This is a genomic window from Stenotrophomonas sp. GD03930, from assembly GCF_029839665.1.
In the GTDB taxonomy this organism is placed as follows: domain Bacteria; phylum Pseudomonadota; class Gammaproteobacteria; order Xanthomonadales; family Xanthomonadaceae; genus Stenotrophomonas; species Stenotrophomonas forensis.
Window position 1 is genome coordinate 1635644 of record NZ_JAOCAV010000001.1, and the last position, 13499, is coordinate 1649142.

Annotated in this window: 11 protein-coding genes and 1 pseudogene; 4 read left to right on the plus strand and 8 right to left on the minus strand. The window is 67.5% G+C overall.

All coding sequences use genetic code 11. The annotated features are described in order from the left end of the window. Positions 1-25: 25 nt before the first annotated feature. Positions 26-346 carry a DUF6122 family protein gene (locus N5C18_RS07300; RefSeq protein ID WP_006474656.1) on the plus strand — a complete coding sequence of 107 codons (321 nt, stop codon included), beginning with the start codon at positions 26-28 and terminating at the stop codon, positions 344-346. 59 nt (positions 347-405) lie between these two features. On the opposite strand, the gene N5C18_RS07305 is transcribed toward N5C18_RS07300, so the two are convergent. Genes N5C18_RS07305 through N5C18_RS07315 form a run of 3 tightly spaced genes read right to left on the minus strand, consistent with a single transcriptional unit; the run spans position 406 to position 2680 of the window. Then, the gene (locus N5C18_RS07305) at positions 406-1734 is read right to left on the minus strand and encodes an ATP-binding protein (RefSeq protein ID WP_279944155.1); all 1329 of its coding nucleotides are present in this window, start codon (positions 1732-1734) and stop codon (positions 406-408) included. Continuing rightward, entirely contained in the window at positions 1731-2390 is a 660-nt protein-coding gene (locus N5C18_RS07310) for a response regulator transcription factor (protein ID WP_053451024.1), read from the minus strand. The genes N5C18_RS07305 and N5C18_RS07310 overlap by 4 nt, the downstream gene beginning before the upstream one ends. Further along, entirely contained in the window at positions 2390-2680 is a 291-nt protein-coding gene (locus tag N5C18_RS07315; RefSeq protein ID WP_008267113.1) for a PepSY domain-containing protein, read from the minus strand. Before N5C18_RS07315 ends, N5C18_RS07310 begins: the two co-directional genes overlap by 1 nt. A 143-nt stretch (positions 2681-2823) precedes the next feature. Here N5C18_RS07315 and N5C18_RS07320 point away from each other — a divergent pair, with 143 nt between their 5' ends. Next, positions 2824-3258 (plus strand): PepSY domain-containing protein, encoded by a 435-nt coding sequence (locus N5C18_RS07320; protein WP_274511267.1) that lies wholly within the window; start codon positions 2824-2826, stop codon positions 3256-3258. A 127-nt stretch (positions 3259-3385) separates the two neighbouring features. Here the strand turns inward: N5C18_RS07320 and N5C18_RS07325 are convergent, their stop codons facing one another. The 3 genes from N5C18_RS07325 to N5C18_RS07335 form a co-directional block, all read right to left on the minus strand. After that, entirely contained in the window at positions 3386-3865 is a 480-nt protein-coding gene (locus N5C18_RS07325) for a hypothetical protein (RefSeq protein ID WP_053451023.1), read from the minus strand. Between the two features lie 202 nt (positions 3866-4067). Next, entirely contained in the window at positions 4068-5279 is a 1212-nt protein-coding gene (locus N5C18_RS07330; protein WP_279944156.1) for an FAD-dependent oxidoreductase, read from the minus strand. 12 nt (positions 5280-5291) lie between these two features. Then, positions 5292-5786, minus strand: coding sequence for a lipocalin family protein (locus N5C18_RS07335; protein ID WP_049457567.1), 495 nt, complete (start codon positions 5784-5786; stop codon positions 5292-5294). 182 nt (positions 5787-5968) lie between these two features. On the opposite strand from N5C18_RS07335, the gene N5C18_RS07340 reads away from it, so the two are divergent. Together N5C18_RS07340 and N5C18_RS07345 are read left to right on the plus strand one after the other, a co-directional pair. Further along, a complete protein-coding gene (locus N5C18_RS07340) occupies positions 5969-6217 on the plus strand; it encodes a hypothetical protein (protein WP_006474562.1) in 249 nt (82 codons plus the stop codon). 307 nt (positions 6218-6524) lie between these two features. After that, positions 6525-8954: a DUF3772 domain-containing protein gene (locus N5C18_RS07345; protein ID WP_279944157.1), complete on the plus strand. Its 2430-nt coding sequence runs from the start codon at positions 6525-6527 to the stop codon at positions 8952-8954. A 521-nt stretch (positions 8955-9475) separates the two neighbouring features. Here N5C18_RS07345 and N5C18_RS07350 read toward each other — a convergent pair. Together N5C18_RS07350 and N5C18_RS07355 are read right to left on the minus strand one after the other, a co-directional pair. Next, positions 9476-11581: a phosphoglycerol transferase I gene (locus N5C18_RS07350; RefSeq protein ID WP_279944158.1), complete on the minus strand. Its 2106-nt coding sequence runs from the start codon at positions 11579-11581 to the stop codon at positions 9476-9478. Between the two features lie 244 nt (positions 11582-11825). Beyond that, positions 11826-13481 (minus strand): annotated as a pseudogene (locus N5C18_RS07355) (AarF/UbiB family protein); the annotation flags it as partial. Between the last annotated feature and the right edge of the window lie 18 nt (positions 13482-13499).

A 13499-nucleotide genomic window follows, 5' to 3' on the forward strand; every position in this document is an offset into this window, starting at 1 on the left:
GCATGGCCCGGCGCTACCGGCCCCGATGAGCGCGCGCGCGATCTTCCACCTGTTCCTGCATGCCGCCGTGCCAGCCCTGCTGGCATGGCTGTTCTGGCGCAAGCGCTTCGCCTCTGCGTGGCTGCTGATGCTGCTGGGCTGGATCATCGATCTGGACCACCTGCTGGCCGATCCGATCTACGCGCCGAACCGCTGCAGCATCGGCTTCCACCCGTTGCACACCGCGCCGGCCATCGCGGTCTATGCCGGTCTGTGCGTGCCGAAGAAGACGCGGTTGTTTGGCATCGGGTTGATGATCCACATCGTGCTGGACGCGATCGATTGCTGGTGGATGCACCACCGCTGATGGGTGACGCGCTGAGCCGAGCCCACGCCCGGCTGCGCCTGGGGCCGTCCGGCCCCGACCTAGTCAGCCGGCGCCAGCGGCAGTTCCAGCCGCGCGCGCAATCCGGGGTTCTCGTTCGACAGGCGCAGTGAGCCGCCGTGGCTGGCGGCGATGTCGGCTGCGATGGCCAGCCCCAGGCCGCTGCCTTCCACCCGCTCGTCCAGGCGTACGCCACGCTGCAACACACTCTCCAGCTTGGCCTCGTCCAGGCCGGGGCCGTCGTCGCGCACTTCAATGTGCAGCCGGTCCTGCTGGGCCAGGGCGCGCAGCCGCACATCGTGGCGGGCCCACTTGCCGGCGTTGTCCAGCAGGTTGCCCAGCATTTCTTCCAGATCGGTCACGGCACCGGCGAAGGCCAGCCCGGGGGCCACGTCCACCCGGAAGTGGATGCCGCGGCTGGCGTGCACGCGGGTCATCAGCCGGCACAGCGCTTCGGCGGCGGGGGCCACCTCGCTGCGCTGCCGGTGGTCCACCGCCAGGCCGGCGGCCAGATAGCGGTCGATGCTGGCGCGCATGCGCGCACCCTGTTCGTGCAGCGTACGCCGCCAGTCGCGGCCGTCGCCCTGTGTCTCGGCGGCCAGCACGCTCAGCGGCGTCTTCAGTGCATGGGCGAGGTCTTCCGCACTGCTGCGCGCACGCGCCACCATGCGCTGGTGGTGGTCGAGCAGGGCGTCCAGTTCATCGGCCAGCGGTGCGATTTCCAGATCAAGCTGGCGGCGGTCGATACGTTCGGCTTCGCCACGCCGGATGCGCTCAAGCTGCTGGCGCAGTCCGCGCAGCGGGCGCAGCCCGAAATGGACCTGGCTGGCCAGCACCGCCAGCCACGCGGCCACCAGCACCGCCAGCGCAATCGCGGTGCGTTGGCGGAACGCGGCAACATCGGCATCCAGTGCGCTGCGGTCGTTGGCCACCACGGCAACATAGGCCTGCGCCGCACGGGGCAGGCGCACCTGCTGCACGCGGGCACGCAGTGATTGCTGCATCGGCCCGGCCAGGTTGCGCTGGGTCGGTCCGTCGGCGGTGGCGGCCAGGGTCTGGTCCCACAGCGAGCGCGACTGCAGCAGCACCTTGCCCTGCTGGTCCGCGATCTGCCAGTACGCACCGGAGAACACCCGCTGGAAGCGGGCGTCGTTCGGTTCCTGGCGCAGGCGCAGCTGCCCTTCCGGGTCCACTTCGGCCTGCGCCAGCAGGGTCAGCATGTCCTGCTGCAGCTCGTGGTCGAGGCGGTCACGCGCGCTGCGCTTGAACAGCTCGCCCAGCAGGACGCTGGCCAGTACCGAGACCAGCACCAGGCCGATGCCGGCGACCAGCAGCAGCCGGCGGCGCAGCGAAGGCTGGCGCGCGCTCATGCCTCGGCCAGCCGCCAACCCTGGCCGCGCACGGTATGGATGAGGTCGGTGCCCAGCTTGCGGCGTACCCGCCCGAGCAGGACGTCCAGCGCGTTGGAATCGGGATCGTAGCCGCCTTCGAAAACCTGCTCGCCGAGGCGGTCGCGGCTGATCACGCTGCCGCTGTGGTGGATGAAGTAGCTCAACACGCGGAACTCCTGCGGACTCAGCGCCAGCGCCTGCCCATCCAGCTCGAAGCGCCCAGCATTGACGTCCAGCTGCAACGGGCCGCACTGCAGGCGCGGGCTGGCATGGCCATGGCTGCGGCGGATCAGCGCCCGCAGGCGCAGCACCAGTTCGTCGGCCTGGAAGGGCTTGGTGAGGTAGTCGTCGGCGCCGGCATCGAAGCCGGCCAGTTTGTCGTGCCAGCGCCCGCGTGCGGTCAGCACCAGCACCGGGAAGCTGCGGCCATTGCCACGCCAGCGCTCGATCACGCTCAGCCCGTCCAGGCCGGGCAGGCCCAGATCGACGATCGCGGCCTGCAGGTCCTCGACCTGGCCGATCTCCTCGGCCTGGCGCCCGTCGGCCACCGTGTGCACGACGTAGCCGGCCTGTTCCAGCAAAGGCACCAGCCGTTGAACCAGCGCCGCATCGTCTTCGGCCAGCAGGATACGCATCAGTCGTCCAGCTCCGTCTTCAGCAGCTTTCCATTGCGCGCATCATAATCCAGCTCCACCACCACGCCGTCGGTGCGCAGGATCTCCACCTCGTAGACACCGTCGTCCAGCTCCACTTCCAGCAGCTGGCCCGGATAGCGCCGGAGCGCATCACGCACCACGCCTTCCAGCGGCACATAGCGGCCCTGCTGCACGGCACGGCGTGCAACCTGCTGCGCCGGGTCCTGGGTCGGAGCGGCAGCGTTCGGGGCGCCGGCCAGGGCCAGCAGCAGGGCGAGGGTGGGGAGCATCGTGACTGCGCCAGGAAGGGGAACCGGCGCGAGTATGCCGATGGCGACTAACCGTTGCCTAACAGCCGCGGCTAAGGCGCTGTTAACCGGGGCATGCATCGTGGCGGTGCCGGGATGATCCGGCCACGAACAGGAGAACCCCCATGTTGAAGTCGTTCACTCTCGCCACCGTTGCTGCGCTGGCCATCGCACCGGCCGCGCAGGCCGCACCGCTGGGCATGGCCCAGGTCGAACAGACCCTGCGCAAGGCCGGCTATACCCAGATTCACGAGATCGAGCGCGATGACGGCCTGTGGGAAGCCGACGTGAGCCGTGCCGATGGCCGCTTCAGCGAGGTCTATGTGGATCCGAAGACCGGCGAGATCTTTGATGAACACAGCAGCCGCGCGATGTTGACCACCGAGCAGGTGCTGGCACGGGCGCAGGCGCATGGCCTGCGCGAGATCCATTCGCTGGAACGTGACGGCGCGACCTGGTCGCTGGAAGCGCGCAATGCCCGCAACCAGAAGGTGGAGGTGCGCCTGAGCGGCTATGACGGCCGCATCCTGCACAGCGAGCGCGATGGTTGGCTGGATTGACCTGCTGGTAGTGCCGGCCGCTGGCCGGCAACCCATGATCGTTTCCAACCCCGCGAGTCGCCGGCCAGCGGCCGGCGCTACCGTGCGACTACCAGCCGCGCATGGGCTCGGCTCTAGAGGGTCGGTGTTACCAGCCGTACGGCGGCGGGTAATCCCAGCCCGGGCCGCGGCCGTAGTAGCCGCCGTACGGGCCGAAGAAGCCCGGGCCCTTGCCTTCGCTCACGTGGATGTTGACGTTGACCCCGTGGGTCTTGCCCTCATCGGTGGTGTAGTTCTTGCTGAGGTTCAGCGTGGCGGCGTTGTAGTGGCTGTTGCCACCGTTCTTGGAATAGCCGATGCCGGTGGTGAAGCTGCCGGACACCTTGACCTTGTCGTCGGTCACGTCGGCGATCCTGGCGTCGTCGTGCACGCGCGGGCCGCTCTTGTCGCCGTAGTAGGTGCCGGGCGGGTCCTGCTGCAGGGCCGGGTCATTGAGGTAGCGCATCGGCGCCTGCGGCAGCGACAGGTCCAGGCCGGCCGCCTGCGGCGCGGTGGCGCCGGCAGCGGACTGGGCCAGCACGGTTCCCGGCAGGGCCAGGCACAGCAGCAGGGTCAGGGGGCGGATCATGACGGCGCTCCAGCGGACAGGTGGCCACGCAACACGCGGCGGTACAGGCCGACGCTAGCAGGGGTTGCTTGAATGATGCCTGTCGGCGGCCGCTTGCGGTAGATCCGGGCCTGCTCGATTGCGGCCTCTGTAGAGTCGAGCCATGCTCGACTGCTCATGCCGACAGCAGTCGAGCATGGCTCGACTCTACAAAAGGCGGGCGCTACGGCAACCGTTCAAAGCTGAACAGCCCTTCCAGCGCATGCCTGCGCCGCTCGATCCGGGCCCGCAGCAGCTGCGCGCCGATCATCGAGTAGGTGATGCCATTGCCGCCGTAGGCCATGGCGAAATGAACCCGGGGCCCCCACTGCGCATGCGGGCCGAAGAACGGCAGGCCATCGGCCGTTTCAGCGAAGGTGCCGGCCCAGGAGAAGGCAGGCACCGGATCCAGCCGTGGGAACCAATGCCGCAGCTGTTTCATCAGTTTATCGGCCTTGCGCTCTACGCGCCGGTCGCGGCGGGCGGGGATGTCGATGGCATCATCCAGCCCGCCCACCAGCAGGCGGCGGTCGCCGGTGGCACGCAGGTACAGGTAGGGGCGGGCGCTCTCCCACACCATGGTGTTGCGCAGCCGGCCCAGCACGTCGGCATCGATCGGATCGGTGATGAAGGCGTAGCTGCTGCGGTTGCGTGCGACCCGCTGTTCGAGCCAGCGCTGGTTGGCATAGCCCATGGCCAGCACCACGTGGCGGGCGTGGACCGAGGCGCCGTCCTCGGTCAGCGCACGCACGCCTCGCGGGCCCGGCGTGAGCGTGTGCAGCACGGTACGGTCATGCACGTGGCCGCCACGCCGGCGCACGCGCTGCAGCAGCGCATAGGTCAGCCGGTAGGGGTCGACCCGTGCCGCCTGGCGGGTCAGCAGCGCACCACCGGCGTCCACGTCGAAGCGTTCCCGCAGCGCCTCCGGGCCCAGCCAGCGCGCATCCAGGCCGATGCCCCGCCGCGCGGCACCCTCGGCCATCAGGCGTGGCACGTCGCGATGGCGGCTGGCCAGGTACAGGCTGTCCATGCGCTGGAAGTCCACGTCCTTCAGGCCGCGGGCCACCTCGCCCAGCGCCGGGATTGCCTCGGCACAGGCGAGGTAGGCCCGTGCGGCGGCGTCCTGCCCGTAGCGCTGGGCCAGCTCCAGCAGATGTGTGTCGATCTCGTACTGCAGCAGCGCGGTGCTGGCGGCGGTGCTGCCCCAGCCGATGTCGCGCTGTTCGATCACCGCCACATCGTGGCCATGGTGGGACAGCTCGTCGGCGATCAGCGCGCCGGTAATGCCGCCGCCGACCACCAGCACGTCGCAGCGCAGGTCCTGCTGCAACGGCGGGAAGGCGTGGATCAGGCCGTTGCGTACTGCCCACCACGGGTAGCCACTCTTCAGGTCCATGCGCGACGAAGCTCAGGCAGTGGGGTGGCCGGTGTGCGGGGTCTGGATCAGTTCGGACAGATCGAAGCCCTGCAGGCGAGCCGCCGCCAGATAATGGTCCTGCACGGTCGCGTCCAGGCGCGGCTCGCGCGCCAGCAGCCACAAGTACTTGCGATCCGGGCTGCCGACCAGCGACACGCTGTAGTCCGGCGCGATCTGGATCACCCAGTAGTCGCCCTTGGCGAACGGCAGCCAACGCAGGCCCTTGGGCAGGAAGCTCACTTCCAGGCGCGCGCTGTCGTTGTCGACGGCACAGGCCTCGCCGCTGGCCTCTTCGATCTCGCCGTCCATGCGGCAGCGGTTGGTGACGCCGACGTTGCCGTTGTCGAGCAGGGTGTAGTGCGCCGACACGTCGGTGCAGCCTTCGGGCTCGTGGCGCATCGGCAGGCGCGCGATCTCGTACCAGGTGCCCAGGTAGCGGGGCAGCTTGAGGTCGGCGACGGTCTTCAGCGGAGGGTGGTCGGTCATCGGCGGCGGTGGCAGGGGAGGGCCTCCACGATGCCGATGGCCTTGCCATGGGCGGGTGAAGCCGGGGCGATGGCCGTGTCCAGAACGTTCCGTCGCCCCGGCGGAGTGCGCGTTGTCATCGGCGTGGCGGTATCCTGCCGCCAGCGCCGTGTTTTCCTGATCCAACCGAGGTGGAGGTGCCGATGTACCAGGTGATCCTGTTGAAGAGTGAATCCGCGTTCGCGCGCGAACAGTGGCCGCAGGTCGATGATCTGGTCGACTACGAAGGCGTCAGCTACAGCCTGCGCGCCGGCCCGCGCCAGCCGTTGCCGACCGACCACGACTGGCACCCGGTGGCGGTGTATGCGCCCGACGAGATCACCGAGGAAGAGTTCCAGGACTGGTACGCGCTGCAGCAGCCGACGGTGGAAGAGTTGCGCCTGAAGTACTGACGCCGCTTGCGTGCTGGGAAAATTAACCGGGCGAATCGACCAGGTAGAGTCGACTGTTAGTCGACTATCGCGCGTAGCGCGGGCTTTGCACCGCGTCCAGCGAAGAGCAGTCGACTAACAATCGACTCTACCCGGTCGATTTGCCCAGCCACGATTCACCCGGCCCTCATCACCCTGCCGTGATCACCCAGCAGGCATCACCCGTCGAAGCTCACATCGTGGTTGGCACTCCTCCGCGCCACGCATCCGCCCTTTACCGCCTGTGCCGTATAGTCGCGCGCAGGCGCGGTGGTCCGCGCGAACCGGTGTGGCTGGCGTGTCTTCTTTCCTGCGATCGATCCGTGCACGGGGCCCCTGGCTGGCCCTGCTGCTGTGCAGCGTCTTCCTGCTGTCCGCGCCGGTGCTGGCACAGGACGAGGACCCCACGCCGAAGCAGCAGCTGGCGGATATCGACTCCAGCCTGAAGGAGATCGACCGCAAGCGTGGCGATGCGGAAGCCATCGAGACGCTGGCGATGCTGTCCGAGAATGCCTCGCAGGCACGGCGCGATGCCGAGGCGCTGGAGAAGTCGCTGCAGCCGCAGCTGGACCGCCTCAACGAACAGCTGGCGCAGCTGGGCACGCCTGCAGAAGGGGCCACCGAGCCGCCGGAGCTGGCGACGCAACGGCGCACCCTCAACAAGCAGCGCGACGGACTGGCCGCATCGGTGGCCCAGGCGAAGACCAGTGCGGTGCGCGCCCAGCAGTTGGCGACCGATATCGATCAGCAGCGCACCGCGCAACGCACCGAGGAGCTGGGGCAGAAGGTCGCCTCACCGCTGTCGCCTGCGCTGTGGAGCAAGGTGGCCGAGCGCCTGCCGATCGATATCGCACGGGTTGCGCCTTTGGCCGAGCAGGGACGCGATGCGTTCGTCGCCGGTATCCGCGCCAATGGCTGGGGCACGCCGTTGCTGGGCCTGGTGGCCGCGCTGGTGATGATGTTCCCGCTGCGGTTGTGGCTACGCCGCCTGGGGCGGCAGTTCGCTGCGTCCGACCGTGCACCCGATGGCCGCCTGCGCCGTTCCGGGCTGGCCATGTGGCTGTTGCTGGTGGGCACGCTGCTGCCCGGCTATGCGGTAGTGGTGTTCATCGCCTCGCTCAACGCCATCGGTGCGATTGCGCCGCGCCTGCAGAACGTGGCCGACGGCGTGCAGCAGGCCACCTTCGCCGCCGCGTTCATCGCTGCGCTCAGTGCCTGCCTGCTGGTGCCGTCGCGGCCCTCGTGGCGGCTGCTGAACCTGGATGACACCGCTGCGCTGAAGCTGCGCAAGTACGCCTGGGGCGCGGCCGCGCTGGCCTGGCTGAGCACGGTGCTGGTCGCCATCGACCGGGCCACGCGCACCAGCGATGTCACCACGGTGGCGCTGGACGGTGTGATCGCGCTGACTTACCTGGGCCTGATCATGGCCATGCTGGTGACGCTGGCACGCCTGCATCGGCGGCAGACCGCCGAGGCCGAAGCCAAACTGGAAGCGCAGGCCGAAGGTGTGGGCGCGAGCACGCCGGTGCGGCGCAGCAGCTGGCTGGTGCTGGCGCGCGTGGCGGGTAACATCGCGGTGGTGGCGGCCATTGTCGCGACGCTGCTGGGCTACGTGAATTTCGCCAAGTTCGTGAACCAGCAGCTGATCGGCGGCAGCATCGTGGTGCTGGCGGCGACGCTGCTGTTCAAGTTCGTTGATGACCTGAGCACCTGGATGCTCAATGCCGACAGCAAGGTCGGCCAGACCATCCTGCTCAGCACCGGCCTGAGCGTGTCGCGGCTGGAGCAGGCGGGCGTGCTGCTGTCGGCGGCGCTGCGCACGATTGTCGTGCTGCTTGCCCTGCTGGCGCTGGTGGCGCCGTTCGGCAACATCGGCGCAGTGGTGGAGCGGTTCTCGTCGCTGTTCACCACCGGCATTCCCTTGGGCGGAACCACCCTGAAGCCGATGCAGATCGTGCTGGCGGTTGTGGTGCTGCTGGCCGGCCTGGCGATCACCCAGCTGGTGCAGCGCTGGCTGACCGACACCTACCTGCCCAAGACCGAACTGGACCTGGGGGCACGCAACTCGGTCAGTACCGTCGCCCGTTACGTGGGCATCATCATCGCGGTGATCTGGGCGCTGTCGGCCATGGGCCTCCAGCTGAGCAAGCTGGCGTTGCTGGTCAGTGCGCTGTCGGTGGGTATCGGCTTCGGCCTGCAGGTGATCACCCAGAACTTCGTGTCCGGGCTGATCCTGCTGGCCGAGCGCCCGGTGAAGATCGGCGACTGGGTGAAGCTGGGTGATCAGGAAGGCGACATCCGCCGCATCAGCCTGCGCTCGACCGAAATCCAGGTGGGGGACAAGTCGACGTTGATCGTGCCCAACTCCGAGCTGGTCACCAAGACCGTGCGCAACATGACGATGGGCAACAACCAGGGCCGCATCCAGATCCAGTTCGCGGTGCCGCCCAGCACCGATGTCGGCAATCTGCGCCAGGCGCTGCTGGATGCGTACACCGCGCATACCAACGTGCTGAAGCAGCCGGCGCCGACGGTCTACATCGACAGCATTGCCGGTGGCCAGATCACGATGAACAGTTTCGCCTACGTGGCCAGTCCGCGGCAGGTTTATGCCACCCGCAGCGATCTGTACTTCAGCCTGTTGCAGATCCTGGCGGAGCGGAACATTCCGCTGTCGACCCCGACCGACATCTACATCACCCGCGATCCGCAGGAGTAGGGGTTTCTTTGCAGGGCTGCGCCCTGCACCCGCTACGGGCTAGAGCAAACGCAACAGCAACAGCAACAGCGTGCATTCCGTGGGATGGCGGGGTGGGTCCGGTTGCGGGGGACGCCGTAAACCCGTCCATGGGGGCTTGGCCGCGGCATCCATGCCGCGGACACCCCCGCAACCGGACCCACCCCGCCTTTGACAGATGGCCGCGATCTGTCGGAAATGCTCTTGGGGGTCAGATCCGTTTTCCGGAGGAAAACGGATCTGACCCCAGATTGATTTCGATATCTGAGAGACGTGTCGACCAAGGTCGACACCCACCGACAGCCGCAGGAATCTGTCAGAGGTGGGGCGGTGTCGGAGTGCGGGGTGTCAGCCGCATGGATGCGGCTGCCAAGCCTACAAGGACGTACTTGCGGCGTCCCCGCACTCCGACACCGCCCCGCCCAACCACGGAATGCCCCGCTGTTGCTGTTGCCTTTGCTCTGGCTCGTAGCGGGTGCAGGGCGCAGCCCTGCAAAGAAACCCTACCCCCGCGGGCGGCTGCGCGAGGGCACCAGTGCGAACGTGTCCACCGCCAGCTTCTCGGCATGGTTCAACCACGCACGGATCTCCAGGTCATCCACTTCGTGGTCCAGCCCGAACGACACGTTGATCTTGCCGTTGGCATCAGGCTGTACCCACTGCTGCGCCAATACCACCTTGCGTTGCGAGGACACCGCCTCGATCCAGAAACCGCGATCCGGGCGCGTGCTCGCCACCAGCTGCAGCATGTACTGGCCGGCGCGGGTACGGCGGCCCTTCTGGGTGATCATGTGCGCCTGGCGCACGCTTGGGCGCGGGCCCTGGAAGGCGTCCAGTGGTGCATCCACCGCGATGCCGCCGCGCAGGTCATTGTCACGGTAGAGCTTGATGCCGTTGTCGCGGTTGACCAGCAGGGCGCACCAGTCGCCGTCGGCCGAGCCGTCCTCGAACGCGGTGCAGCGGTCGACGTAGGCCAGGGTATTGTCCGGGTTCGCGTCATCGAACTGGCGCGAGGTGTTTTCCAGATACACCGACTTCAGGCCCCAGTCCTTGTCGTACTCCAGCAGCACCGGTGGCTGCACGTGCTGCAGGCCGACCACTACCTGGTCATCGCCATCGATCTTCAGTTCGCGGGTCGGTTCGCCCAGCCACAGTGAACGCGCGAAGGCGAGGTACTGCGGATAGTCCCGGCCACCCTCGCGGCGTGCGGCCACGCTGGCACTCGGTGCACGCTTTTCATCCAGCAGCGAACGGCCGAAGCCCATGGTCTGCAGCTTCGGGTCGAGCAGGCTGAGCAGGGTCGCGCCGGAATCGAGCGTCGAACCGTCCTCCACCGCCAGCTGGCGCGGTGCCACGCCGTCGCCGAGGAACAGCAGCAGGTTCTCGCGCTTCTGCTGGGTCAGGATATGGGTCAGATCGTTGGGCATCGCCAGGTGGTCGGAGGCGATCACGATCAGCGTGTCCTTGCCGTACGGGCTGGCCTGGATGCGCTGCACCAGCTGCGAGATCAGCCGGTCGCTGCACTTGAGCGCGTTGAGCATGTTGATGTTGCCGTACTGGCTCTGGTAGCGCTCGCCCTTGCACGACACCGGCAGGTGGCCGGCGGGATGATGGGTGTCCATCGTAAGCGTGGTCAGCATGAACGGTGAGCCCGCACGCGAGAGCTGTTCGAAGCGCTGGTAGGCGGTATCCAGCAGTACGTCGTCATGCACGCCCCAGGCCGAGTAGTGGATGCGGCCGATCTTCTTCTGCTGCTTGAACCACGCCAGGTCGTGCACTTCATCGAAGCCGTGGCTGGCCAGGAACTGGCCCTTGCCGGCGAACTGGCCGTTGGCGCCGCCCAGGTAATGATTGGTGTAGCCCTGCTGCTTCAGGTAGTCGCCCAGGCACACGGCCTTGGGCAGGAAGCTGCCCATGCGGTCCATGCTGTTCTCGTCGCCCTGCGAGGTGGTCAGCGGCACGCCGCACATCGACGACACCAGGCCGGCGATGGTCCAGCCGCTGCCCTCGGCCGAGGCCAGCCCACGCACGTCCAGCGACTCGGACGCCAGGCGGTTGAGGTTGGGCATCAGGCCCGGAAACACGTTCTCGTCCAGGTAGGTGCGCTCCAGGCTTTCGCCGTAGATCCAGACGATGTTGCGCGGGCGCTGCAATGGCTGCGTCGGCACCTGGTACTCGGGTGCGATGCGGGCGAAATCGACCGGGCGCAGCTGCTGATACAGGCGCTGGCCGTCGCGCGCCAGCGGGCTGATCATGATCGTGGCCACCCACACTGCCGCGAAGCCTGCAAACCAGGCAGCACCGTGGCCGGGCCGGCGCCAGCGCTTCACCCGCGTGGCAAACAGCGGCAGCAGCGAGACCAGCGCCAGCACGATGAAACCGGCGATGTAGCCCTTGAAGTCGGCGACGCCAGCGCCTTCCATGTCGGCGCCCAGGTGGTACAGGGTGGCGGCATTGAGCCCATCACCGGACAGCTTGTCGATCAACCACCACGCACTGAGTGCAAGCAGCAGCAGCGAGAACGCACCGGCCTTCCACCACACCCACTTGTCGGACGCGAGGAACAACCAGCACAGCAGCAACAACGACAGCAGCAGTATCCAGAGCATAGGCAGCTTCGGCAGTGACGGGGTGGTGGTGATGGACGTCGTACCGACGCGTGTCCATCCGACCGGCGCTGCCACAAGCACATCCACATGACAGGCCGATGACCCGATAGTGCATGCACGAACCTGACTGAAATGTTTGTTGAAATGACGCGCGCGCAATCACGCCCGGAAGGTAAAACGAGCGTGAAGGGCTTCGTTGGATTGCATTAAAAACCGCATGAATACGGCGGTTTCAGTGGATGCGCTAACGGTGGCCGCGTTCCTCGCGTGCCCGCGCGCGACGATCGAACAGCAGTGCGCTGGTCACGATGCCCAGTCCGAGCACCACGCCGATCAACAGCAGGATCAGCGCGATGAGCGGGTAGCCGAACAGGTGCCAGCCGGTGTCGATCTTCATCATCATCGCGGCGGCCATGATCAGCGCCGCGCTGATGATGCCGGCCGCCACGCGGTTGGCGATCTTCTGCAGGTTCTCCATCAACCGTGATTCTTCCAGCCCGGTCACCTTCATCTGCAGGCGGTTCTCGGCAAGCAGCGCCATGATGTCCGACAGCTTGCGTGGCCCATCGCGCAACAGCTGCTGCAGCTCCATCGCTTCGCTGGCGATGTTGGCCGCCGACAGCGACTTCTTCAGGCGCGCGCGCATCACGTGCTGCAGCTGGCGCTCGACGATGCGGCGGGTTTCCAGCTCGGGTGCCAGCAGCCGGCACACGGTCTCCAGGTTGAGCAGCGCCTTGCCCAGCAGGCTCAGCTCCGGCGGCGTGCGCAGGCCGCAGGCTGTGGCGATGCGCACCATGTCCAGCACCACGCGGCCCTCGGAGAAGCTGCCGCTGGCGGCGTAGCGCGCAATCAACTGGCCGGTCTCGCGCAGGTAGCGCTCCTCGTCGAACGCCTCCAGCCGGGTGCTGATGCTGATCAGGTCGTCGGCCACTTCTTCGCCGCGGCCATCCACGGCGGCGAACAGGATCTTCAGCAGCCGCTCGCGCAGGCGCGGCGGCATGTGCGCGACCATGCCCAGGTCGAAGATCGCCAGCCGCCCGTCGGGCATCACCCGCAGGTTGCCCGGGTGCGGATCGGCATGGATCTCGCCGTGCACGAAGATCTGGTCCAGGTAGCCACGGATCAGCGCCGCGGCCAGCGGGTCCATTGATTGCTCGGTGCGGCGCACATCGGGAATCGCGTCCACGCGCACGCCGGTAGCCAGTTCCATGGTCAGCACGCGCTGGCTGCTGTAATCCCACAGCGGTTGCGGAATCCACAGCCGGCGGAACGGCTTCAGGTGCCGGCCGAAGCGCGCCAGGTTCTCGGCCTCGGCGTGGTAGTCCAACTCCTGCATCAGGGTCTTGGCGAACTCGTTGAGCCAGTCGCGCAGGCGCACGCGGCGGCCCACCTGGGTCAGGTGGTCGGCGGCCAGCGCGAAGCTGCGCAGCGCCTCCAGGTCCGAACGCAGCTGCGCGGCCACCTCGGGCTTCTGTACCTTCACCGCCACCTGCCGGCCATCGTGCAGCACCGCGCGGTGCACCTGCGCGATCGATGCGCAGCCCAGCGGCTCGGGATCGAACGAAGCGAACAGCTTGTTCACCGGCGCACCCAGTTCCTGCTCGACGATGGCATGGATGCGCTCGACCGGGATCTCGGCCACCTTTTCCTGCATGCGCTCCAGCGCGGTGGCGAATTCCACCGGCACCATGTCCGGGCGGGTGGACAGCATCTGGCCCAGTTTGACGAAGGTCGGCCCCAGGGCTTCCAGGTCGCTGACGAACTGTTCCGGGTTGCCGTCGGCGGGGACGTCGGCCTGGTGGCTGGCGGCGTCCAGGTTCATGCCCGAGAACACCCCCGAATGGCGGTAGCGCATCAGCAGGCGCAGGATCTGGCTGCGCCGGTTCATGCCCTTGACCAGCGGGGGATTGCCATTGGC

Coding starts and splice junctions, on each gene's coding strand:
- N5C18_RS07320 (WP_274511267.1), top strand. CDS start 2,824: ATGTTGAAGTCGTTCACTCTCGCCACCGTTGCTGCGCTGGCCATCGCA.
- N5C18_RS07305 (WP_279944155.1), bottom strand. CDS start 1,734: ATGAGCGCGCGCCAGCCTTCGCTGCGCCGCCGGCTGCTGCTGGTCGCC.
- N5C18_RS07340 (WP_006474562.1), top strand. CDS start 5,969: ATGTACCAGGTGATCCTGTTGAAGAGTGAATCCGCGTTCGCGCGCGAA.
- N5C18_RS07330 (WP_279944156.1), bottom strand. CDS start 5,279: ATGGACCTGAAGAGTGGCTACCCGTGGTGGGCAGTACGCAACGGCCTG.
- N5C18_RS07350 (WP_279944158.1), bottom strand. CDS start 11,581: ATGCTCTGGATACTGCTGCTGTCGTTGTTGCTGCTGTGCTGGTTGTTC.
- N5C18_RS07300 (WP_006474656.1), top strand. CDS start 26: ATGAGCGCGCGCGCGATCTTCCACCTGTTCCTGCATGCCGCCGTGCCA.
- N5C18_RS07310 (WP_053451024.1), bottom strand. CDS start 2,390: ATGCGTATCCTGCTGGCCGAAGACGATGCGGCGCTGGTTCAACGGCTG.
- N5C18_RS07335 (WP_049457567.1), bottom strand. CDS start 5,786: ATGACCGACCACCCTCCGCTGAAGACCGTCGCCGACCTCAAGCTGCCC.
- N5C18_RS07325 (WP_053451023.1), bottom strand. CDS start 3,865: ATGATCCGCCCCCTGACCCTGCTGCTGTGCCTGGCCCTGCCGGGAACC.
- N5C18_RS07315 (WP_008267113.1), bottom strand. CDS start 2,680: ATGCTCCCCACCCTCGCCCTGCTGCTGGCCCTGGCCGGCGCCCCGAAC.